Source organism: Cupriavidus sp. LA-1, assembly GCF_055385985.1.
This window is the reverse complement of the sequence record NZ_AP031387.1, coordinates 3,630,905-3,652,248: the sequence shown is the minus strand read 5'-3', so window position 1 is coordinate 3,652,248 and position 21,344 is coordinate 3,630,905. Positions and strand designations below refer to the sequence as shown.

The 21,344-nt window shown below is 67.4% G+C and carries 23 protein-coding genes; 14 read left to right on the top strand and 9 right to left on the bottom strand.

The window, feature by feature from the left end; all coding sequences use genetic code 11:
• Positions 1–301: 301 nt before the first annotated feature.
• From argB to metW, 5 genes are all read left to right on the top strand, one after another.
• Positions 302–1,219 carry an acetylglutamate kinase gene (gene argB / locus ACZ5MJ_RS17080; RefSeq protein ID WP_010813296.1) on the top strand — a complete coding sequence of 306 codons (918 nt, stop codon included), beginning with the start codon at positions 302–304 and terminating at the stop codon, positions 1,217–1,219.
• 72 nt (positions 1,220–1,291) lie between these two features.
• Complete coding sequence (locus ACZ5MJ_RS17075) at positions 1,292–2,242, top strand: pyrimidine 5'-nucleotidase (protein ID WP_464220940.1); 951 nt, start codon at positions 1,292–1,294, stop codon at positions 2,240–2,242.
• The gene (gene slmA / locus ACZ5MJ_RS17070; protein ID WP_464220939.1) at positions 2,239–2,910 is read left to right on the top strand and encodes a nucleoid occlusion factor SlmA; all 672 of its coding nucleotides are present in this window, start codon (positions 2,239–2,241) and stop codon (positions 2,908–2,910) included. Before ACZ5MJ_RS17075 ends, slmA begins: the two co-directional genes overlap by 4 nt.
• Before the next feature lie 295 nt (positions 2,911–3,205).
• Positions 3,206–4,387 (top strand): homoserine O-succinyltransferase MetX, encoded by a 1,182-nt coding sequence (gene metX / locus ACZ5MJ_RS17065; RefSeq protein ID WP_464220938.1) that lies wholly within the window; start codon positions 3,206–3,208, stop codon positions 4,385–4,387.
• Complete coding sequence (gene metW / locus ACZ5MJ_RS17060) at positions 4,384–4,995, top strand: methionine biosynthesis protein MetW (protein WP_432258974.1); 612 nt, start codon at positions 4,384–4,386, stop codon at positions 4,993–4,995. Before metX ends, metW begins: the two co-directional genes overlap by 4 nt.
• 22 nt (positions 4,996–5,017) lie before the next feature.
• On the opposite strand, the gene ACZ5MJ_RS17055 is transcribed toward metW, so the two are convergent.
• Positions 5,018–5,446, bottom strand: a complete 429-nt coding sequence (locus ACZ5MJ_RS17055) for a VOC family protein (RefSeq protein ID WP_464220937.1) — start codon at positions 5,444–5,446, stop codon at positions 5,018–5,020.
• Between the two features lie 66 nt (positions 5,447–5,512).
• Between ACZ5MJ_RS17055 and ACZ5MJ_RS17050 the strand changes: the two genes are divergently transcribed.
• Positions 5,513–6,103, top strand: coding sequence for a TetR/AcrR family transcriptional regulator (locus tag ACZ5MJ_RS17050; protein ID WP_464220935.1), 591 nt, complete (start codon positions 5,513–5,515; stop codon positions 6,101–6,103).
• Here the strand turns inward: ACZ5MJ_RS17050 and ACZ5MJ_RS17045 are convergent, their stop codons facing one another.
• The gene (locus ACZ5MJ_RS17045; protein WP_464220933.1) at positions 6,104–7,018 is read right to left on the bottom strand and encodes a LysR family transcriptional regulator; all 915 of its coding nucleotides are present in this window, start codon (positions 7,016–7,018) and stop codon (positions 6,104–6,106) included.
• Positions 7,019–7,128: 110 nt separating this feature from the next.
• Between ACZ5MJ_RS17045 and ACZ5MJ_RS17040 the strand changes: the two genes are divergently transcribed.
• Together ACZ5MJ_RS17040 and ACZ5MJ_RS17035 are read left to right on the top strand one after the other, a co-directional pair.
• On the top strand, positions 7,129–8,016 hold the full coding sequence (locus ACZ5MJ_RS17040) for a DMT family transporter (protein WP_464220932.1): 888 nt from the start codon (positions 7,129–7,131) through the stop codon (positions 8,014–8,016).
• A gap of 123 nt (positions 8,017–8,139) precedes the next feature.
• Entirely contained in the window at positions 8,140–8,988 is an 849-nt protein-coding gene (locus tag ACZ5MJ_RS17035) for an acyl-CoA thioesterase (protein WP_464220931.1), read from the top strand.
• Positions 8,989–9,000: 12 nt separating this feature from the next.
• Here the strand turns inward: ACZ5MJ_RS17035 and ACZ5MJ_RS17030 are convergent, their stop codons facing one another.
• Positions 9,001–10,260: a muropeptide transporter gene (locus ACZ5MJ_RS17030; protein WP_464220929.1), complete on the bottom strand. Its 1,260-nt coding sequence runs from the start codon at positions 10,258–10,260 to the stop codon at positions 9,001–9,003.
• A 98-nt stretch (positions 10,261–10,358) separates the two neighbouring features.
• Here ACZ5MJ_RS17030 and ACZ5MJ_RS17025 point away from each other — a divergent pair, with 98 nt between their 5' ends.
• Complete coding sequence (locus ACZ5MJ_RS17025; RefSeq protein ID WP_464220928.1) at positions 10,359–11,321, top strand: M48 family metallopeptidase; 963 nt, start codon at positions 10,359–10,361, stop codon at positions 11,319–11,321.
• 67 nt (positions 11,322–11,388) lie between these two features.
• Here the strand turns inward: ACZ5MJ_RS17025 and argC are convergent, their stop codons facing one another.
• Positions 11,389–12,336: an N-acetyl-gamma-glutamyl-phosphate reductase gene (argC, locus tag ACZ5MJ_RS17020; protein WP_464220926.1), complete on the bottom strand. Its 948-nt coding sequence runs from the start codon at positions 12,334–12,336 to the stop codon at positions 11,389–11,391.
• A 184-nt stretch (positions 12,337–12,520) separates the two neighbouring features.
• Here argC and ACZ5MJ_RS17015 point away from each other — a divergent pair, with 184 nt between their 5' ends.
• Complete coding sequence (locus ACZ5MJ_RS17015; protein WP_464220924.1) at positions 12,521–12,817, top strand: type II toxin-antitoxin system MqsR family toxin; 297 nt, start codon at positions 12,521–12,523, stop codon at positions 12,815–12,817.
• 15 nt (positions 12,818–12,832) lie between these two features.
• Positions 12,833–13,234 carry a type II toxin-antitoxin system MqsA family antitoxin gene (locus ACZ5MJ_RS17010; protein ID WP_464220922.1) on the top strand — a complete coding sequence of 134 codons (402 nt, stop codon included), beginning with the start codon at positions 12,833–12,835 and terminating at the stop codon, positions 13,232–13,234.
• A gap of 9 nt (positions 13,235–13,243) precedes the next feature.
• Here the strand turns inward: ACZ5MJ_RS17010 and ACZ5MJ_RS17005 are convergent, their stop codons facing one another.
• Positions 13,244–14,020, bottom strand: a complete 777-nt coding sequence (locus ACZ5MJ_RS17005) for an exodeoxyribonuclease III (protein WP_464220920.1) — start codon at positions 14,018–14,020, stop codon at positions 13,244–13,246.
• A gap of 27 nt (positions 14,021–14,047) precedes the next feature.
• On the opposite strand from ACZ5MJ_RS17005, the gene pyrE reads away from it, so the two are divergent.
• Together pyrE and ACZ5MJ_RS16995 are read left to right on the top strand one after the other, a co-directional pair.
• Positions 14,048–14,734: an orotate phosphoribosyltransferase gene (gene pyrE / locus ACZ5MJ_RS17000; RefSeq protein ID WP_106061998.1), complete on the top strand. Its 687-nt coding sequence runs from the start codon at positions 14,048–14,050 to the stop codon at positions 14,732–14,734.
• 99 nt (positions 14,735–14,833) lie between these two features.
• Positions 14,834–16,141 (top strand): patatin-like phospholipase family protein, encoded by a 1,308-nt coding sequence (locus tag ACZ5MJ_RS16995; RefSeq protein WP_464220918.1) that lies wholly within the window; start codon positions 14,834–14,836, stop codon positions 16,139–16,141.
• A gap of 22 nt (positions 16,142–16,163) precedes the next feature.
• Here the strand turns inward: ACZ5MJ_RS16995 and ACZ5MJ_RS16990 are convergent, their stop codons facing one another.
• The 4 genes from ACZ5MJ_RS16990 to ACZ5MJ_RS16975 all read right to left on the bottom strand — a co-directional run bounded on the left by ACZ5MJ_RS16990 (position 16,164) and on the right by ACZ5MJ_RS16975 (position 19,796).
• Positions 16,164–16,973, bottom strand: coding sequence for a polyphosphate kinase 2 family protein (locus tag ACZ5MJ_RS16990; RefSeq protein ID WP_464220916.1), 810 nt, complete (start codon positions 16,971–16,973; stop codon positions 16,164–16,166).
• 108 nt (positions 16,974–17,081) lie between these two features.
• Entirely contained in the window at positions 17,082–17,948 is an 867-nt protein-coding gene (dapF, locus tag ACZ5MJ_RS16985; RefSeq protein WP_464220914.1) for a diaminopimelate epimerase, read from the bottom strand.
• Between the two features lie 52 nt (positions 17,949–18,000).
• Positions 18,001–18,894 carry a lipid A biosynthesis lauroyl acyltransferase gene (locus tag ACZ5MJ_RS16980; RefSeq protein WP_464220912.1) on the bottom strand — a complete coding sequence of 298 codons (894 nt, stop codon included), beginning with the start codon at positions 18,892–18,894 and terminating at the stop codon, positions 18,001–18,003.
• Positions 18,891–19,796, bottom strand: coding sequence for a lysophospholipid acyltransferase family protein (locus ACZ5MJ_RS16975; RefSeq protein ID WP_464220911.1), 906 nt, complete (start codon positions 19,794–19,796; stop codon positions 18,891–18,893). The genes ACZ5MJ_RS16980 and ACZ5MJ_RS16975 overlap by 4 nt, the downstream gene beginning before the upstream one ends.
• A gap of 331 nt (positions 19,797–20,127) precedes the next feature.
• On the opposite strand from ACZ5MJ_RS16975, the gene metK reads away from it, so the two are divergent.
• The gene (gene metK, locus ACZ5MJ_RS16970; protein ID WP_464220909.1) at positions 20,128–21,291 is read left to right on the top strand and encodes a methionine adenosyltransferase; all 1,164 of its coding nucleotides are present in this window, start codon (positions 20,128–20,130) and stop codon (positions 21,289–21,291) included.
• The last annotated feature ends 53 nt before the right edge of the window (positions 21,292–21,344 follow it).

Below are 21,344 nucleotides of genomic sequence, written 5' to 3'. Positions count from 1 at the left end.
GGCATGATGGTCAGGACTGGGGAACCGCTGCGCCAGGGTGCAAGCCAAACGGTTCAGGCGAGAGCGTTGTTGCGCGGACGGAACGCCGGCATGCTGCCTGGTGCCCCGTGGGGCGCTTGCAGGCCGCTTGCAGGCCATTCACAGGGCCGCGTTCGGCCGGTTGGCTCGCGCCCCGCGCGGTTTCTTGTAAAATCGGCGCCTGCCGTGGCCGGATGGTGCACTTTCGGGCGATCCCCGTAGGTTACCGCCGGCTACGCGGCCGATTAGCCATCATACCTGTTGATTCTCACGGATGTCCCCCATGAACGCCGACAACCCCGGGCCTGCCGCAACCACGGTGGCCGCCATTGCTCCCGCGCTGAAAGCCGAGATCCTCGCCGAGGCCCTGCCGTATATCCGCAAGTTCCACGGCAAGACCATCGTGGTCAAGTACGGCGGCAATGCCATGACCGAAGAGAAGCTCAAGCACGGCTTCGCGCGCGACGTGATCCTGCTCAAGCTGGTCGGCATGAATCCGGTGGTGGTGCACGGCGGCGGCCCGCAGATCGACGAGGCGCTGAAGAAGGTCGGCAAGGTCGGCACCTTCGTGCAGGGCATGCGCGTCACCGACGAAGAGACCATGGAAGTGGTCGAGTGGGTGCTGGGCGGTGAAGTCCAGCAGGACATCGTGATGCTGATCAACCAGTACGGCGGCCAGGCCGTGGGCCTGACCGGCAAGGACGGCGGCCTGATCCGCGCCAAGCGCCTGCAGATGCCCGACCGCGAGAACCCGGGCGCCTTTATCGATATCGGCTACGTCGGCGACATCGAGGCGATCAACCCGGCGGTGGTCAAGGCGCTGCAGGACGATGCCTTCATCCCGGTGATCTCGCCGATCGGCTTCTCCGACGACGGCCAGGCCTACAACATCAATGCCGACGTGGTCGCCGGCAAGATGGCCGAGATCCTGAAGGCCGAGAAGCTGGTGATGATGACCAACATCCCGGGCGTGATGGACAAGAAGGGCAACCTGCTGACCGACCTGTCCGCGCGCGAGATCGAAGAACTGTTCGCCGACGGCACCATCTCGGGCGGCATGCTGCCGAAGATCTCGTCGGCGTTGGACGCGGCCAAGAGCGGCGTGCATTCGGTGCACATCATCGACGGCCGCATCGAGCATTCGCTGCTGCTGGAAATCCTGACCGAGCAGGCCTTCGGCACCATGATCCGCTCGCACTGAGCGGAGCCCCGGGGCGGCGCTGGCCAGGGCCAGCCGCCCCGGAACATCCCATCATTCTCCGAGCTGCCCGGCGTGCCTTCCAGTCTTCCTCATCCGCGCCGTGTCCGCGCTCGCCTCTGCCGCCGCCCCGCTGGCAATACCTCCGGCGGCACCGTCTGGCTGTTCGATCTCGACAACACGCTGCACGACGCCTCGCACGCGATCTTCCCGGCGATCAACCGGCTGATGACCGCCTACGTGGCGCGCGTGCTCGGCTGCGACGAGGCCAGCGCCAGCCGCGTGCGCGTGGACTACTGGCAGCGCTATGGCGCCACGCTGCTCGGCATGATCCGGCACCACGGCGTGGACCCGGCCGACTTCCTGCGCGCCGCGCATGAATTCCCGGCGCTGGCCGACATGGTGCGGGTGCGGCGCGGGCTTGCCGCGCACCTGCGGCGCCTGCCCGGGCGCAAGATCCTGGTCACCAACGCCCCGCAGGATTATGCGCGCGCGGTGCTGGAGATCGCCGGCATCCGGCATTGCTTCGAGCGCGTGGTGGCGATCGAGCAGATGTGGGTGCATGGCCACCTGCGGCCCAAGCCGGACCGCCGCATGCTGCGCCGGCTGCTGGCGCAGGCGCGCGTCGCGCCGCATCGCGCGGTGCTGGTGGAAGACACGGTGTCGCACCTCAAGCGCTACGCGGGCACCGGCATCCGTACCGCTTGGGTGACGGGCTACCTGCGCACGATCGCGCCATCGCGTCCGCATGACGTGCCTGCCGGATCCACCGCGATCCGCGACGACGGCAGCCGGCGCGATGCCGCGGTACGCTCGACGCTGGACGCGGAGGACCGGCGCCATGTCGGCCACGCCGCGCAGGAACAGTCGGTTACGCTGGTGGCCGCCGAGTCCCAGGCGCCGCAGGCACAGCCCGACAACGTGCCGCGCGTGCGCGCCCGCGTGCCGAACCGCCCGGCCTATGTGGACATAAAAGTACAATCGATGCATCAACTCCAACGACGAATGCGGAGAATCGGGTCATGACGCAAAGCAACGGGCGCGAGCCAGGGGCGGTCATTTCAGGCAGTGCGCAGGAGGCGCAGGACGCTGACCAGCAGCCGGCCGCGCCGGTGCGCAAGCGCCCGCGTCCGGGCGAGCGCCGCGTGCAGATCCTGCAGACGCTGGCCACCATGCTGGAGCACCCGCGCGGGGAGAAGATCACCACCGCCGCGCTGGCCGCGCGCCTGAGCGTGTCCGAGGCGGCGCTGTACCGGCATTTCGCCAGCAAGGCGCAGATGTACGAGGGCCTGATCGGCTTTATCGAGCAGACCGTGTTCGGCCTGATCAACCAGATCACCGACAAGGAAGAGCACGGCCTGCGCCAGGCCCACGCGATCGTGCGCATGCTGCTGTCGTTTGCCGAGAAGAACCCGGGCATGACGCGCGTGCTGACCGGCGAGGCGCTGGTGGGCGAGCATGAACGCCTGCAGGAGCGCATCAACCATTTGGTGGACCGCATCGAGGCGTCGCTGCGCCAGTGCCTGAAGATGGCGGTGACGCAGGCCGCCTTCCCGGCGGATGCCGATATCCCCGCGCGTGCCGCGCTGATCATGGCGGCGGTGCAGGGCCAGTGGCACCGCTATGCCAAGAGCGGCTTCCGCAAGTCGCCTTCAGACCATGCCGAGGCGCACCTGCGGGTCTTGCTGGGCTAGGAACCCATTTGGGTTCCAATTCAACACACCGGGCCGATTGCTCTATAATTGCCCGGTCGCGCCGATTTGATGACTGGCTTGCGGGCGCGCGGCAGCCACGGGACCACGGTCCGGGGGCTTGCCACTATAAATGCGGCTAAAGAGGTTGGGTCGGCGCCCCATGCCACCACGGTAGTGGATGGCGCCGGCACGCGGAATCCCGCAAGGAATCCAGCGAATCCCGACTTGGCTGCGAAGCTTGATACGCAAATGCCGGTCGGGTTTTTTTATGCCCGTTCGCCACGGGCCGGATTCCATGACTGATGTCGCCCTGCCGACCGCTGCGCCTGCCGCGTTCGACCTGCCGCCCGATTCGGTTGGCGTGGTCGCGCCGCAGCGCATGCACTTTGCCGAGCCGCTCAAGCTGCGCAACGGCTCGTCCATTGCCGGCTACGACCTGATGGTCGAAACCTACGGCACGCTCAACGCTGCGCGCTCCAACGCGGTGCTGGTGTGCCACGCGCTCAATGCCTCGCACCATGTGGCGGGCGTCTATGCCGAAGACCCGCGCGATGTGGGCTGGTGGGACAACATGGTCGGTCCCGGCAAGCCGCTCGATACCAACCGCTTCTTTGTCATCGGCGTGAACAACCTGGGTTCGTGCTTCGGCTCGACCGGGCCGATGAGCACCAACCCGGCCACCGGTACGCCCTACGGCGCTGCGTTCCCGGTGGTGACGGTGGAAGACTGGGTCAATGCGCAGGCGCGCGTGGCCGATGTGTTCGGCATCACGCAGTTCGCCGCGGTGATGGGCGGCAGCCTGGGCGGCATGCAGGCGGTGGCCTGGAGCCTGATGTACCCGGAGCGCCTGCGCCACTGCATCGTGGTCGCGTCCACGCCCAAGCTGTCGGCGCAGAACATCGCCTTCAACGAGGTCGCGCGCAGCGCCATCCTGTCCGACCCCGACTTCCACGGCGGCAACTACTACGCGCATGGCGTCAAGCCCAAGCGCGGCCTGCGCGTGGCGCGCATGATCGGCCATATCACCTACCTGTCGGACGAGGACATGGCCGAGAAATTCGGCCGCGAACTGAAGAGCGAGGACATCCGCTTCTCGTTCGATGTCGAGTTCCAGGTGGAAAGCTACCTGCGCTACCAGGGCGACAAGTTCGCCGAGTACTTCGACGCCAATACCTACCTGCTGATCACGCGCGCGCTCGACTACTTCGATCCGGCGCTGGCCTACGGCGGCGACCTGACGCGTGCGATGGCGCAGACCCGGGCGAGCTTCCTGGTGGCCAGCTTCGGCACCGACTGGCGCTTTGCGCCGAGCCGCAGCCGCGAGCTGGTCAAGGCGCTGCTGGACAACAAGCGCCCGGTCTCGTACGCCGAGATCGACGCGCCGCACGGCCACGATGCCTTCCTGCTCGACGACCCGCGCTATCACAACCTGATGCGCGCCTACTACGACCGCATCGCTGAGGAGATCGGCGCATGAACGCCCCGGCCAATCCCAATATCCTGGCGCTGCGCCCCGACTTCCGCGCGATCGCGCGCTGGATCGAACCCAATTCGACCGTGCTCGACCTCGGCTGCGGCGACGGCAGCCTGCTGCGCGTGCTGCAGGACGAGCTGGACGTGCAGGCCTACGGTATAGAGATCCGCGACGAAGGCGTGCTGGCGTGCGCGCAGAAGGGCGTGCATGTCATCCAGCAGAACCTGGAAGGCGGCCTCGCGCTGTTCGAGGACAAGAGCTTCGACACCGTGATTCTGTCGCAGACGCTGCAGACCATCCACAACACCGCGCAGGTGCTGCGCGACACGCTGCGGGTGGGGCGCGAGTGCATCGTGTCGTTCCCGAACTTCGGCTACTGGCCGCACCGGCTCTCGGTGTTCCGCGGCCGCATGCCGGTGTCGGAATCGCTGCCTTACCAGTGGTACAACACGCCCAACGTGCGCGTGCTGACCATCAGCGACTTCGAGGCGCTGGCGCCCAAGGTCGGGCTGCGCGTGATCGACCGCGTGGTGATGCACGAAGGCGTGACCGTCAACTGGGGCGGCAACTGGCGCGGCAGCCTGGCGGTGTACCGGGTCTGCGCGGCCTGAGCCGGGCCGCAATCGCCGCCTTCTAGCCGGGCAGCGCGCCGGCCTGGTACTGCACCGCAAATTCTCCCGACGGCGGGATCGGCTTGATGATGTCGATCAGCACGCCGTTCGGGTCGGCGGTGATGAAATGGCGCTGCCCGAAGGCCTCGTCGCGCAGCGGCAGCAGGATCGGCAGCCCGGCCGCCCGCAGGCGGTCATGCACCGCATCCGGGTCCTCCACCTCGAAATTCAGCAGCAACCCCTTGGCGCACTGCCCGCGGGCCGGGGCGGGGATGGTCTCGTGGCAGCCATCCAGCACGGCCAGGTTGACCGAAGGCTCGTCCGCCAGTTGCAGGTGCACGTACCAGTCGCTGGTGAACAGCGCCACAAAGCCGAAATGCCGCTGGTAGAACGCGGCCGTGCCGGCAACGTCGCCGGTCATGATGACGGGGTAGTAGCTGGTGACCTTCATGGATGCTCCTTTATTATTGAGATACATACAGCCTGTATGTAAAAAGCATATTAAGATACAGACTGTATGTATGCAAGGAGGCAATGCGTGGCCCGATCCAACCGCGAACGTACCGAGGCAACCCGCCAGGCGCTGACCGATGCCGCGCGCGCATTGTTTGTCAGCCGGGGCTATGGCGAGACCTCGACCCCTGACGTCTGCGCCGCCGCCGGCATCACGCGGGGCGCCCTGTACCACCATTTCGCCGACAAGCGCGATCTGTTCCGGCACGTGCTGGCCGAGGAAGCCGCGGCAGTGGCCGCCGATATCGAGGCCGCCACGCCGGCGGGGCGAGACCCGGCCGACGCGCTGCTCAGCGGGGCGCAGGCCTACCTGGAGGCGATGACGGTGCCGGGCCGCACGCGCCTGCTGCTGGTGGAAGGGCCGGCCGCACTGGGGCTGCGCGAGATGCTGGCGCTGGACGGGGCCAATGCCGCCCGCACCCTGCGCGAGGGGCTGGAAGCCGCGGGCGTGGACCCGCAGGGCGACGTGGCGCCGCTGTTGTCGGCGGCGTTCGACCGCGCCGCGCTGGAGATCGAGGCCGGGGCCGAGGCCGCGCGCGTGCGCGACGCGATGCTGTGGCTGTTGCGCCGCGTCCTGGCGAAGGCGCCCGGCTGATCAGCGCGGTGAGTCGCCGGCGGTGCCGGCCAGGTGGTCGACAAAAGCGCGCACCTTGGGCGGAACGTGCCGCGTGGGCGTATAGACCGCGAAGGCCGTGCCGATATAAGGCTCGAGGATGTCCCAGTCGGCCAGCACGGTGACGACACGGCCGTCGTCCAGCGCGCTGCCCAGCGAGAAATCCGGCACCAGCCCGATGCCGGCATCGCGCTCCACCATGCTCATGATCGCCAGGCTGTTGTTCAGTGTCAGCCGCGGCGGGATGCGCACCTCCACTTTCTCGCCGCCGGCCTGGTGGCGCAGGGTCCAGCGCTCACCGAAGTTGCCATAGCCCAGGTACAGGCAGCGCGCGGCCGGCAGGTCACCGGGCGTGGCCGGCGTGCCGTGGCGGGCCAGGTAGCCGGGCGAGGCCACCAGCCGGTAGCGCACCTCGCGCAGCGGGCGCGCCGCCAGGCCCGGGGCCAGCTCGCGCGCGATGCGCACCGCCACATCCAGGCCTTCTTCGACCAGGTCGACCATGCGGTCGGCCAGCGTCAGCTGCAGGTCCAGTCCCGGGTATCTGGCCAGCAGCGCCGGCAGCCGCGGCGCCAGCCAGGCCTGCCCGAACGAAACCGGCGCGCTGACGCGCAGCACCCCGTGCGGCGTGCCGCCGTGCTCGCCGGCCAGCGCGGTGACCTCGCGCGCGGCGGCGGTCATGCGGGCGCAGGCGGCGTAGACCGACTGGCCCAGTTCGGTCAGCGCAAAGGCGCGCGTGGTCCGCTGCAGCAGGCTCGCGCCGAGCGTGGTTTCCAGCCGGGAGACGTGCCGGCTGACCGCCGAAGGCGTCATGCCCAGGTCCCGGGCGGCGGCCGAGAAGCTGCCGCACTCGACCACGCGCGCAAACACGGCCATCGCATTAAGTGGCATATCCGGCATTACGCATCCTCAATCTTTGACTCCAGGTCAAATACTAATTGAGTGATGACAGGATTGTTGAGCAGATCGCATGGTGGAACAATGCGCCCATTGTCTGACCGGAGTCCGTCATGCCCTCCCAACAACCCTTGCCAGGCGGCGCCTGGCGCATGGTCGCGGCCATGCTGCTGTCCGGCACCATCGGCTGGTTCGTGGTCACCAGCGGCCAGCCGCCGCGCGATGTGGTCTTCTTCCGCTGCCTGTTCGGCGGCGCGGCGCTGCTGGGCGCGCTGACGCTGCAGCGCGGCTGGGTGCGGATGACCCGCGCGCAGCTTGGCTGGCTGGCGCTGGGCGGCGTCACGCTGGTGCTCAACTGGCTGGCGCTGTTTTCGGCCTACGCGTACAGCGGCATTGCCATTGCCACCGTGGTCTATCACACCCAGCCGTTCTTCCTGCTGCTGCTGACCTCGGTGATCCAGCGCGAGCCGTTCCCGTTCGCGCGGCTGCCGTGGCTGGCGCTGGCCTTTGCCGGGGTGATGCTGATCACGGGGCTTGAGCACGGCGCCACCCGCACGGCGATGCTGGCCGGCATCGGCCTGGGCCTGCTGGCGGCACTGCTGTACGCGGTGACGACCCTGGCCACGCGGCGGTTGCAGGGGATCCCGCCGGGCCAGATCGCCGGGCTGCAGATGGTGCTGGGCGTGCTGATGCTGGCGCCGCTGGCCCATCCCGTGGCCGGCAGCTATGGCACCGGCACCTGGGCCGCGCTGCTGGCGCTCGGGCTGGTGCATACCGGTGTGATGTACACGCTGCTGTATGGCGCGTTCCAGCGGCTCAACGTGGTGTCGATCGCCACGTTGTCTTTTATCTACCCGCTGGTGGCGATCGTGATCGACGTGATGGTGTTTGGCGTGGTGCTGGGGCCGCTGCAGATCGCCGGCATGGCGCTGGTGCTGCTCGGCGTGGTCGCCAACCAGCTGGGCTGGAGCCTGCCGCTGCGGCGGCGGGCGCAGGGATGATGCTGCGCCACGGAGGCAAAGGCTGGCCGCTTGCCGTATTGACCCGAACGCTGACTACGGTTAGTGTAGGCAGAAGATCGAACGATCGTGCTATTCACTGCGTGCCAACGACCCACACCTGCCATGTCCACTGCGCCCCAGACTCAGACGGCCACTGCCGCCAGCCCGCTCCACCCCTTTGACGACGCGCTGGCGCTGGAGCCGGCCGGCGAACACCGCTTCCTGGGCCGCACCACGCCAGCGTACTGGAACATGATCGGGCCATTCGGCGGCATCACCGCCGCTACGCTGCTGCAGGCGGCGCTGGACCATCCGCAGCGCCTGGGCGACCCGGTCTCGCTGACAGTCAACTTTGCCGGGCCGATCGCGGAAGGGCCGTTCGAGATCGAGGCGCGCCCGGTGCGCACCAACCGCTCGACCCAGCACTGGACGCTGGAACTGCGCCAGGGCGATGCCGTGGCCACCACCGCCACCGCCATGTTTGCTGTGCGGCGCGAGACCTGGGCCTGCGGCGAAGCGGTGATGCCCGAGGCGCCGGCCGCCGGCACCCTGCCGGCAATGGGCGGGTTTGCGCCGGTGCGCTGGCTCAAGTCCTACGACATGCGTCCGGTGCGCGGCGCCAGGCCGACCGCCGAGGCCGGCACCGAGCATCCCGACAGCCTGACGCAGTTCTGGCTGCGCGACGCACCGGCGCGCACGCCGGACTTTGCCGCGGTGGCGGCCTGGGCCGACAGCTTCTACCCGCGCATCTTCCTCAAGCGCGCGGGCTTCGTGCCGGCCGGCACGGTGTCGATGACCACGTATTTCCATGCCGATGCGGCCACGCTGGCGGCGCTGGGCGACAGCCACGTGCTGGCCAGCGCGCAGGCACAGGTGTTCAGGCAGGGCTTCTTCGACCAGCGCGCGCAGCTGTGGAGCGCGGCTGGCGAGTTGATCGCCAGCTCGCACCAGATCGTCTACTACAAGGAATAAGTCCGGCCGGGGTCAGGCGGTGGCTTCGCGCGCCTGGGCCTCGTAGCGGTGCACGGTGTGGCGCATCGCCCAGAGCAGGATCACGCCGGGCAGCGCCACCACCACGGTCCCCAGGTAGAACGGCGCCCAGCCCCAGGCCTCGACCATATAGCCCGAAGTGGGCCCCACATAGACCCGGCCCACGGACGCCAGCGCCGACAGCAGCGCGTACTGCGTGGCCGAGAACGAGCGGTTGCACAGCGTCATCAGCAGCGCGACGAAGGCCGCCGTGCCCATGCCGCCGCACAGGTTCTCGACCGCAATGGTCGCCCCCATGGACCACAGGTGCGGCGGCGTCACCGCCAGGATCCAGTAACCGAGGTTCGACACCGCCTGCAGCACGCCGAACAGCATCAATGAGCGGTACAGGCCCAGGCGCACCATCAGCGTGCCGCCGAACAGCGCGCCGACGATGGTGGCGACCAGCCCCAGGGTCTTGTTGACGATGCCCACCTCGCCCGCCGAGAAGCCTACGCCGCGGATCAGGAAGGTGGTCGACAGGCTGCCGGCAAAGGCGTCGCCAAGCTTGTACAGCACGATCAGCAGCAGCAGCCACCATGCGCCCGGGCGTGCAAAGAAGTCGCGCAGCGGGCCCACCACCGCTTCTTCCAGCGAGCGCGGCGCACGGGCCGGCACGTCGGGCTCCGGCGCCCACAGCAGCGTGAGGATGCCCACACCCATCAGCGCCGCCATCAGCAGGTAAGTCTGCTGCCAGCCCAGCACACGGTCGGCCAGCCACAGTGCCAGGCCGCCCGAGACCAGCATCGCCAGCCGGTAGCCCAGCACCTTGACCGCCGCGCCGGCGCCGCGCTCGGGCGGGCGCAGCACGTCGGTGCTGTAGGCGTCGAAGACGATGTCCTGCGAGGCCGACAGGAAGGCCACCAGCGTGGCCAGTGCCGCCAGCGCCCACAGCGCCTCGCGCGGCGGGCAGAAGGCCATGGCGGCGATGCCCAGCACCAGCCCGATCTGCGTCACCAGCAGCCAGCCGCGCCGGCGCCCCATCAGCGGCGGCGTGTAGCGGTCCATCAGCGGCGCCCACAGGAACTTGAAGATATAGGCCTGGCCGACCAGCGAGAAGAAGCCGATGGTCTTGATATCCAGGCCCTCGACCGTCATCCATGCCTGCAAGGTGCCCGACGTCAGCGCCAGCGGCAGCCCGGAGGCGAAGCCCAGCGCCAGCATGGCGCCGATGCGGCGGTTGCGGAAGATGTCTAGATAGGTCTGGAAATTCATGAATGGGGCAGCCGTATGCTGCCGCGCGGCCGCGCGGGTGCCGTGTATTATTGCATCACCTGTTTGCCCGCTCCCCGATTGCGCCCAAGGAATCGCACATGCTCCGCCGCCTGCAAGGTGTTCAGCGTCCCACCCGCCTCCGGCTGGCCCGTGCGCTGGCACTGGCCGCGGCAGCATTGCCGCTCGGCTGGGGCTTGCCCGCGCAGGCACAGGACAGCGATGCCGGCGGCATCAGGCTGAATCCCGGCGGTTCGGCGGTGCGCACCATCGTGCCGGTCGAGGCCATCGAGCAGCAGGCAGCGCAGGAATACGAGCAGCTCAAGCAGGAGGCCATCGCCAAGCGCGCCCTTGCCGCCGACAACAACCCGCAGCTGATGCGCCTGCGCGCCATTGGCAAGCGGCTGCTGCCGCAGACCGCGCGCTGGAACGAGCGCGCGCGGCAATGGCAGTGGGAGATCAACCTGATCGGCTCCAGGCAGGTCAATGCCTTCTGCATGCCCGGCGGCAAGATCGCCTTCTACACCGGGCTGCTGGACCAGCTCAAGCTGACCGACGAAGAGATCGCCATGGCGATGGGCCATGAGATCGCCCACGCGCTGCGCGAGCATGCACGCGAGCGTGCCGCCAAGTCCGAGATCACCAACCTGGGCGCCAACGTGATCTCGCAGCTGTTCGGCTTCGGCAACCTTGGCAATATGGCGCTCGGCACCGGCGCCCACCTGCTGACGCTGCGCTTTTCGCGCGCGGATGAGTCCGAGGCGGACCTGATCGGCATGGATATCGCCGCGCGCGCCGGCTACGATCCGCGTGCCGCGGTGTCGCTGTGGCAGAAGATGGGCCAGGTCACGCAAACCGGCGCCGAGTTCCTGTCGACGCACCCTTCCGGGCGCAGCCGCATCGCCGACCTGGAAAAGCACCTGCCCGAGGTGCTGCCGCTGTATGCGCGCGCGACCAACACCACGGTGGACAAGCTGCCGGCATACCGCGCCAATATGGCGGGGCTGGGCGGCGCGCCGGTGGACAGCGGCGACGACGACCGGCAGAAGCCGCTGCAGCGCTGAGCGGCCTGCAGGCGCAAAAGAAAGAAGCCGGCATTGCCGGCTTCTTTGCGTTCAGGGCGTGGCCCTGTCAGGCGCGCAGCCCCGTGGCCTCGTCGGCGCCCACATGCACGTTCATGCACTGCACCGCCGCGCCGGCTGCGCCCTTGCCCAGGTTGTCCAGGCGCGCCACCAGGTTCAGGCGCTCGGCATTGCCGAACACGAACAGGTCGACACGGTTGGTGTCGTTGTTGGCCTGCACGTCGAAGAAACCGCCGTCGAGGTTGTCGGCGCTGTTGTACGGCATCACGCGCACGAACTGCTCGCCTTCATAGTGCTTGCGGTAGATCTCGACGATCTGCTCGGCGCTCACCTTGCGTGCCAGCCGGTCGGTGAACACGGGCACCGTGACCGCCAGGCCCTTCAGGAAGTTGCCGACGATCGGGTTGAAGACCGGCGCCTGCGCCAGGCCGGCCTGCACGCGCATTTCCGGCAAGTGCTTGTGTTCCAGGCCCAGCGCGTACGGGCGCGGGCTGTCCAGCTTCGGGTTACCGCCGGCTTCGAATTCGGCAATCATCGACTTGCCGCCGCCGCTGTAGCCGGTCAGGGAGAACGCCGAAACCGGGTAGTCGGCCGGCAGCACGCCGGCGTCCACCAGCGGGCGCACTGCCAGCACGAAGGCACTGGCGTGGCAGCCCGGCACCGCGATGCGCTTGCTGGCGCGGATCTTCTCGCGCTGGCCGCGCACCAGCTCGGGCAGGCCGTAGGCCCAGCTGTCGGTGGTGCGGAACGCTGTGCTGGCGTCGATCACGCAGGTGTCCGGGTTGGTCACCAGCGATACCGCCTCGCGCGAGGCCACATCGGGCAGGCACAGGAAGGCGACGTCGGCGGCGTTCAGGAATCGTGCTCGTTCGGTCGGATCCTTGCGCTTGTCATCGGCAATGCGCAGCAGTTCCACGTCGGAACGACCGGAAAGATAGTCAAGCAGCCGGAGACCGGTGGTGCCTTCCTGACCATCGACGAACACTTTGAAAACCATGGCTGACTCACTCAATGGGGTGCGGGAAATGCCGCTGGGAATGCGAAACGTCCCCTGCCGCATGCGGTAGGGAACCTGCATTGTAGCGGGGATGGGGGCGGGTCGCAGGGGTTTGTACCAATGGGCTGATTGCGATTTCGCACAGTTCCAGGCTTGCAGGATATAACCAAGTAGGTTAATTTCCATGGAAAAGGGGACCGCGCATTACCCGCTCTGGCGGGTCAGGGAGTTGATTGGAGCAAGGCGGGTGCGCGTGACCCGATGCGCGCGCGACGGCGCCACGGCACTCGGCTTCGACATGGCCGGGCTGGCGCAGGTGGTCGCGGGCCTGAGCGGTGCCGACTTCTACAAGAGCATGACGGCCTACGCCGACCACACCGTGTGGCAGGACGTCTATCGCCCGGTGACACCGTACGGCGGGGTGTACCTGAAACTGACCGTGACTGAAGACCTGCTGATCGTGTCGTTCAAGGCACGATGAAAGGAGCTGAGCAAAATGAAATGCCCCGTGTGCGGCGCGGCTGAACTGGTGGCCGACGTGCGCGATGTCCCCTACACCTACCGTGGCGAAACCACGGTCCTGGAATCCGTGCGCGGCGAGTTCTGCCCGGCATGTGGCGAATCCGTGACCGACTGGCACGAAAGCGACCGCATCATGAAGCTGATGAACGCGTTCAACCGCCAGGTCAACGCCGCATTTATCGAGCCTTCCTACATCACTGGCGTGCGCAAGAAACTCCGCCTCGACCAGCGCGAGGCCGCCGAGATCTTCGGCGGCGGGGTCAATGCCTTCTCGCGCTACGAGACCGGGCGGACCAAGCCGCCGCTGGCGCTGGTGAAGCTGCTCAAGCTGCTGGACCGCCACCCGGAACTGCTTGAAGAGGTCCGGGCGGCGTAGGCGCGTGACTCAGAGCGGGAAGTCGTAGTCGATCGACAGCGGCGCGTGGTCGCTGAACTTCTCGTCCTTGTAGATCGAGCACAGGTGCGCGGTGTCGGCGATCTTCGGCGTGGCCAGGTGGTAGTCGATGCGCCAGCCGACGTTCTTGGCGTAGGCCTGGCCGCGATTGCTCCACCAGGTGTACTGCTCGGGGCGCGGATCCAGCTTGCGGAATACGTCGACATAGCCATGGGTGTCGAACAGCTCGCCGATCCAGGCGCGCTCTTCCGGCAGGAAGCCCGAGTTTTTCAGGTTGCCCTTCCAGTTCTTGATGTCGATTTCCTTGTGCGCGATGTTGACGTCGCCGCACAGCACGATCTCGCGCCCGGAGGCCTTTATCTGCAGCAGGTGCGGCAGGAAGGCCTCCATGAAGCGGAATTTGGCCTGCTGGCGTTCTTCGCCGCTGGAGCCGGACGGCACGTACACCGAGATGACCGCCAGGTGCGGGTACTGCACTTCCACATAGCGGCCTTCGTTGTCGAACTCGGGGATGCCGAAGCCCGTGATCACGCGCTCGGGCTTGTGGCGTGTGTACAGCCCTACGCCGCTATATCCCTTCTTCTCGGCGTAGTGGAAATAGCCGTGATAGCCATGTGGCGCAAGGAACGCTTCCGTCATGTCGGCGGCCTGCGCCTTCAGTTCCTGCACGCAGACCATGTCTGCGTCCTGCTTGCCCATCCAGTCGAAAAAGCCTTTCTTCGACGCGGAGCGGATGCCGTTGAGGTTGGCGCTGATAATCCGTAACATTCGGGGAAATTTTGAATTCAGAGAGAAATGATGACGCAGCAGAATCCGCCCGCGGGTACCGATCTCAGCCAGACCTTTATCCGCTTTGCGCTCGATGCCGGCGTGCTGTCGTTTGGCGAGTTCGTCACCAAGGCCGGCCGCAAATCGCCGTACTTCTTCAACGCCGGCCTGTTCAACCAGGGCGCGATGCTGGGCCAGGTGGCGCAATTCTATGCCAAAACCCTGCTGGCCTCGGGCGTGCAGTTCGACGTGCTGTTCGGACCGGCCTACAAAGGCATCACGCTGGCGTCGGCCACCGCGGTGGCGCTGGCGGGCATGGGACGTGACGTCGGCTTCGCCTACAACCGCAAGGAAGCCAAGGATCACGGCGAAGGCGGCACCCTGGTCGGGGCAAAGCTGCAGGGCAAGGTGGTCATCATCGATGACGTGATTTCCGCCGGCACCTCCGTGCGCGAATCCGTGAACATGATCCGCGCCGCCGGCGCCGAGCCCGCTGCGGTGCTGATCGCGCTGGACCGCATGGAAAAGAGCGGCACCGCCGAGCAGGTCGGCACGCATTCCGCCGTGCAGGACGTGCAGCGCGAATTCGGCATCCCGGTGATCGCGATCGCCAGCCTGAAAGACCTGCTGGCCTATCTCGATGCCTCGCAGGACCCGGCGCTGGGAGCTTCGCGCGAGGCCGTGGCGGCCTATCGTCAGCGCTACGGCGTCTGAACCCGTTGAAGACGGCGGGCGCTGCCGGCCAGCGCCCATTCCACAATTTCGGCGTGCAGCGGACAGACGGCTGAGTTTCAGACTGGGAGGAAGCGCGGCGTGGCGGCAAAAGAGCGGCAGGAACGGGCAGGGCGGCAGGCGGCAACGCCATCCACAACCGCGGAATCGGCCGGCAACGGCGAGTCGCTGGCCGAGCGCGGCGCGCAGGCGCACCCGCGCAAGCCGGTGCGCCAGGCCGCCAAGGCCCCGGACCGGCCGGCGCACGAGGCCTATGCCGTGCGCGCGCTGGTGCTGCAGGGCGGGGGCGCACTTGGCGCCTACCAGGCCGGCGTGTACCAGGGCCTCGCTGAAGGCGGCATCTACCCGAACTGGGTCGCGGGCATATCCATCGGTGCGCTGAACGCGGCCATCATTGCCGGCAATCCGCCGCAACGCCGGGTGGAGCAGCTGCGGGCGTTCTGGGAGTACATCTGCGCGCAGCCGTGGCTGCCAAGCCCGTCGCACACGTGGTTTGCCGACCAGGCCGAAAGCTGGCCCGAGCCGATGCGGATCTGGTTCGATGGCCTGTATGCGGCGCGCGCGATGTTCGAAGGCCAGCGCGGCTTCTTCCAGCCACGCAGCTGGCCGGAGCTGATGTCGCGCTACGAAGACCCGACCCGCGCCAGTTTCTACGACACCACGCCGCTGAAGGCGACACTGGAGCGTTTTGCCGACTTCGACCTGATCAACCACCGTCCCGACCTGATGCGCGTCTCGGTCGGTGCGGTCAATGTGCGTACCGGCAATTTCGCTTACTTCGACAATACCCGCGACAAGCTCCGCCCCGAGCACTTCATGGCCTCGGGCGCGCTGCCGCCGGGGTTTGGGGCGGTGGAAATCGATGGCGAGTACTACTGGGACGGCGGGCTGGTGTCGAACACGCCGCTGGCCGAGGTGCTGACGGCGCAGCCGCGGCGCGATGCGCTGATCTTCCAGGTCGACCTGTGGAGCGCGCGCGGCAAGCTGCCGCACAACCTGGTCGACGTGGCCGAGCGCCAGAAGGACATCCAGTATTCCAGCCGCACGCGGGCCATTACCGACTATATGCGCGAGCAGCAGAACCTGCGCCGCATGCTCAACGAGGTGATGGCGCTGGTGCCGCAGTCAAAGCGCGACAACGACTGGTACCGCCGCGCGGCCGAGCACTCGTGCGATGCGCGCCGCAACGTGATCCAGCTGATCTACCGCGACAAGTCGTTCGAGAGCCTGGCCAAGGACTACCAGTTCGGCCCGCTGACCATGCATGAGCACTGGACCAGCGGACTGGAAGATATCCGCCAGACCCTGCGCCATCCGCAATGGCTGGCGATGCCCAGCCTCGAGCACCCCTTCGTCACGCACGACGTGCACCGCGGCAATGGTAGCTGAGGGCGGCTGAGGCGCGCGGAACTCAGTCGACCTTGAGCTTGGCCAGTTCCGGCCGCGCCGGCGGATAGGCCGGCTTCAGGTCCGCGAAGACCCGGGTCAGGATCTCGGCCACCATCAGGTTGCGGTGCGTCTTGGAATCGGCCGGCACCACATACCACGGGCATTCGGGCGTGCTGGTCGCCATGATGGCGGCCTCGTAGGCATCCGCGTAGGCCTTCCAGTGCTTGCGCTCGGTCAGGTCGGTGGTGTCGAATTTCCAGTGCTTCTGCGGGTCGGCCAGGCGTGCTTCGAGCCGCGCCTTCTGCTCGTCGCGGGAAATATGCAGGAAGCACTTGACGATGGTGGTGCCGGTCTCGGTCAGCATGGCCTCGAAGTCCCGGATCTGGCGGAAGCGCCGCTCGCATTCGGCGGCGTCGATCCAGTCGTGCACGCGCGTGATCAGCACGTCTTCATAGTGGCTGCGGTTGAAGACCACGATCTCGCCCGCCTTCGGCACCTGCAGGTGGACACGCCACAGGTAGTCGCGCGCCAGTTCCTCCGGCGTCGGGGCCTTGAAGCCGACCACGCGGATGCCCAACGGATCGAAGCTGCGGAACACGCCGCGCACGGTGCCGTCCTTGCCGCTGGTATCCATGCCCTGCAGCACAACCAGCAGCTTGCGGCGGTGCTCGGCATAGAAGATGTCCTGCTGCGCGTCCAGGGCGTTGCTCAGTTCGACGATGCGGGCAAGGTCTTCCTCTTTCTTGCCGCAGGACAGCGGCTTGCTGCCCGGGTCGAAGTCGGCAAGGCGGAATTGCTTGCCCGAGGTGATGCGGAAATCGTCCAGCGGCATGGGCGCTCCAATCGGTCTGACCTGCAGGATCAAGGGAGTGGGCGCCCCCGCCAGGACTCCGTTGCAAGGGACGCCGGGAGTGCGGAAAGGGGCGCGCAGCCCGTATGGTCAGGCCGGCAGGGCCGCCAGGTCAATGCTGCCTTCGAACACGGTGGTGGCCGGGCCGGTCATGCGCACCGATTCAGCGCCGCCGTCCCAGGCAATGTTCAGCTCGCCGCCATGGGTGTGGACCTGCACCGGCGAATCCAGCAGGCCGCGCCGGATGCCGGCCACCACGGCCGCGCAGGCGCCGGTGCCGCAGGCCAGGGTCTCGCCCGCGCCGCGCTCGTAGACGCGCAGGCGAATGGCGTGGCGATTTTCGATCTGCATGAAGCCGGCGTTGACGCGGTTCGGGAAGGCGGGGTGGTATTCCACCACCGGACCGTCCTGCAGGACCGGGAAGTTTTCCACGTCGTCGACCACCTGCACCGCGTGCGGGTTGCCCATCGACACCGCCGAGATCCATTCGGTGCGGCCGTTGACCTCCAGGCCGTACAGCGTGTCGGCGGCTTCGGCGCGGGTCGGCAGGCCCTGTGCGCGGAACGGCACGCGCGCCGGTTCCAGCTCTGGCGCGCCCATGTCCACCGTGACCTGGCCATCGTCCTGCAGCGTCAGCGTGATCACGCCGTTCATCACCTCCACGCGCACCGAGCGCTTGTCGGTCATGCCCTTGTCCGTGACAAAGCGCACGAAGCACCGGGCGCCGTTGCCGCAGTGCTCCACCTCGCTGCCGTCGGCATTGACGATGCGGTAGCGGAAGTCGACGTCCGCGCGGGTCGGTTTCTCGACGATCAGGATCTGGTCCGCGCCCACGCCGAAATGCCGGCTGGCAAGGGCACGCCACTGCGCCGGGGTCAGGTCGATCTGCTGGTGGATGCCGTCGAGCACGACAAAGTCGTTGCCGGCGCCGTGCATCTTGGTGAACTGGAGTTTCATGGTGGGGATTGTAGCTGCGGGGCGCCGGATGCGTTGGACGTGCCGGACGCGCTCAGTAGATCGCGGGCTCGCCCGGCATGCGGTTCTTGAAGCGCTTGTGCACCCAGTAGTACTCGGGCACGCGCGGGCGGATGCAGTCCTCGAAAAAGGCATTCATGCGGCGCGTGTCTTCAGTCACGCTCGCGCCCGGGTAGTGCTCCCAGGCCGGCAGCACGCGCAGCACATAGCCCTGGTAGTCGGGCAGCATCTCGGTGTAGATCGGCACCACCTTGGCCCCGGTCAGCCGCGCCAGCCGCGATACCGACGTCAGCGTCAGCGCCTGCGCGCCGAAGAACGGCACGAACTCCGAATCGCGCTCGCCGAAGTCCATGTCGGCGATCAGCTGCATCGCCTCGCCCTTCTTCAGGCAGCGCAGGATGTCGCGTGCGCTGTCGTTGCGCGAGATCATGTTGGCGCCGAAACGCCCGCGGGCGTGCTTCAGGAAGCCGTCGAACAGGGCGTTCTTCTGTCTCGTGTAGAGCGAGGCGCCGGAGCGGCCGACATGCTCGCGCAGGTGGATGGTGAGCCGGATCGCGCCAGCTTCCACGCCCGACAGGTGCAGCGTCACCAGGATATGCGGGGTGCCGTCCAGCGCCACCAGGTCAGCCTCGTCATCGATCTGCACCCAGCGGCGCATCTGTGCCTCGCTGCCGGTCCAGAAGATGCCGCGCTCGGCAAAGCTGCGGAACAGGATGCGGAAGCTCTGGCGCGACAACGCGTCGATCTCGGCCTCGGTGCGCTCCGGGAAGCACAGGCGCAGGTTGGCCTGCACCACGCGGCGCCGTTCGCTGGGCAAACGGTACAGCAGGCCGCCGAGCGCCTCGCCGAAGCGCGCGACGAAGGGATATGGCAATTTGCCCAGCACCGTCAGCAGGCCGATGCCGAGCCAGGTGAACACGCGGCTCATGAAATCGATTGATCAGTGGCCGGCTCGGTATGGTTGCCCGGGGTGCCTGGCGCATCCGGGGTGCCCGCTCCGGCGGGTTGCTTGTAGCGGTTGTAGCCCCACAGGTATTGGGTGGGGGACAGGCTTACCAGTTCTTCGATGGTCCGGTTGATGGCAGCGGCGGCGGCGGCGGGATCGTCCGGCAGCATGCCGCCGTCGTTGATCACGCGCAGATGGCCGCGATAGCCGGCGCCGCGCGGCAGGCGCTCGGCAAAGACCGCCACCACCGGCGCGCCGGTCAGCTGCTGCAGCCGGTGCACCAGCGCCATCGTATAGGCGGGCTTGCCGAAGAACGGCGCCCAGTTGCCTTCGCCGCCGCTGGGCACCTGGTCGGGCAGGATGCCCACCGCCTGGCCGCGCTTGAGCGCCTTCACCAGCATGCGCACGCCGCGCGGCGTGGCCGGCGCCATATGCATATTGGGGCGAGTGCGCATTGTTTCGATCCACTCGCGCAGCCAGGGCTGGTGCGGCGGCTTGAACAGCGCGGTGACCGGGCGATGCAGTGCGTGGGACTGCGGCAGCACTTCAAAGCAGCCCAGGTGCGGGGTCAGGATGATGATGCCCTTGCCGCGCGCCTGCAGCTTCCCGAGCTCGGGCCACAGGTAGTCGTCAAAGCCGTACAGCTTTGCGCCGATCCTGCTGCGGCTCCAGAAGTAAGGCATCTCGATGATCATGCGCCCGGTCGAGCGGGCGGCCTCGTCGATCATCGCCTCGGTGGCATCCGGGAAGGCCAGTCGGAAGTTTTCCCGCAGGCGCTGGCCATAGCGGCCGGGCAGGCGCGCAATCAGCAGGCCGATGGCGCCGCCCACGGCTTGCAGCAGCCGCAGGGGGAATCGGGAGATCAGCCAGAATAAAAAGGTCATCAGGCGCGAAAAACAGGTCTGTCGCAGGTCCGTGCCGGGAACAGACGGGCAAGCAGGCGTTTTTTTCGATGCGGTATTCAGTTCCGCACGCCGCGTGCCGTCAACAGGGACCAGCACGGGCACAGCGCCCCGGCGTGCCGGCAAGTGTTGTACCGCACCAATGGCGCGCTGCAACGAAGCCGGCAGGCGCGTATAATAGCGTGTATCGCCGAGTTAACTGACAACTTGCGGGGCGATGCGGCTCAAACCGGGCTGCCTGAAATACCGCTAAAGCGTCGCCGCCATGAACCGAACAGGCTGGCACGCAATAGCCAACCTGGAGAATAAGTTCGTGGCAAACGACTTCCTTTTTACTTCGGAATCCGTCTCCGAAGGCCATCCCGACAAGGTCGCTGACCAGATTTCCGACGCCGTCCTGGACGCCATCCTGGCCCAGGACAAGTATGCGCGTGTGGCAGCTGAGACGCTCTGCAACACCGGTCTGGTGGTGCTGGCCGGGGAAATCACCACGACCGCCAATGTCGACTACATCCAGATCGCGCGCGACACCATCAAGCGCATCGGATACGACAACACCGAATACGGCATCGACTACAAGGGCTGCGCCGTGCTGGTGGCTTATGACAAGCAGTCGCCCGACATCGCCCAGGGCGTGGACCGCGCCTCCGACGACTACCTGAACCAGGGTGCCGGCGACCAGGGCCTGATGTTCGGCTACGCCTGCGACGAGACCCCGGAACTGATGCCGTTCCCGATCTACTACGCCCACCGCCTGGTCGAGCGCCAGTCGCTGCTGCGCCGCGACGGCCGCCTGCCCTGGCTGCGCCCGGACGCCAAGTCGCAGGTCACGGTGCGCTATGTAGACGGCAAGCCGCACAGCGTGGACACCGTGGTGCTGTCGACCCAGCATTCGCCCGACATCACCCAGGCCCAGATCCGCGAAGCCGTGATCGAAGAGATCATCAAGCCGGTGCTGCCGGCCGAGATGCTCAAGGAAACCAAGTACCTGGTGAACCCGACCGGGCGCTTCGTCATCGGCGGCCCGCAGGGCGACTGCGGCCTGACCGGGCGCAAGATCATCGTCGACACCTACGGCGGCGCCTCGCCCCATGGTGGCGGCGCGTTCTCGGGCAAGGATCCGTCCAAGGTCGACCGCTCGGCCGCCTACGCCGCGCGCTATGTGGCCAAGAACGTGGTGGCCTCGGGCCTGGCGCGCCAGTGCCAGGTGCAGGTCAGCTATGCCATCGGCGTGGCCCGCCCGATCAACGTGACGGTCTACACCGAAGGCACCGGCAAGATTCCCGACGCCAAGATCGCCGAACTGGTGCAGGAGCATTTCGACCTGCGCCCGAAGGGCATCGTGCAGATGCTGGACCTGCTGCGCCCGATCTACGAGAAGACCGCCGCCTACGGCCACTTCGGCCGCGAAGAGCCGGAATTCTCGTGGGAAGCCACCGACAAGGCAGCTGTTCTGCGCGCCGCGGCCGGCCTGTAAGCGCCACCCGCGCCAGCTGCACTGACGGCAAGCCCCGCCGGCCCGCAAGGGCC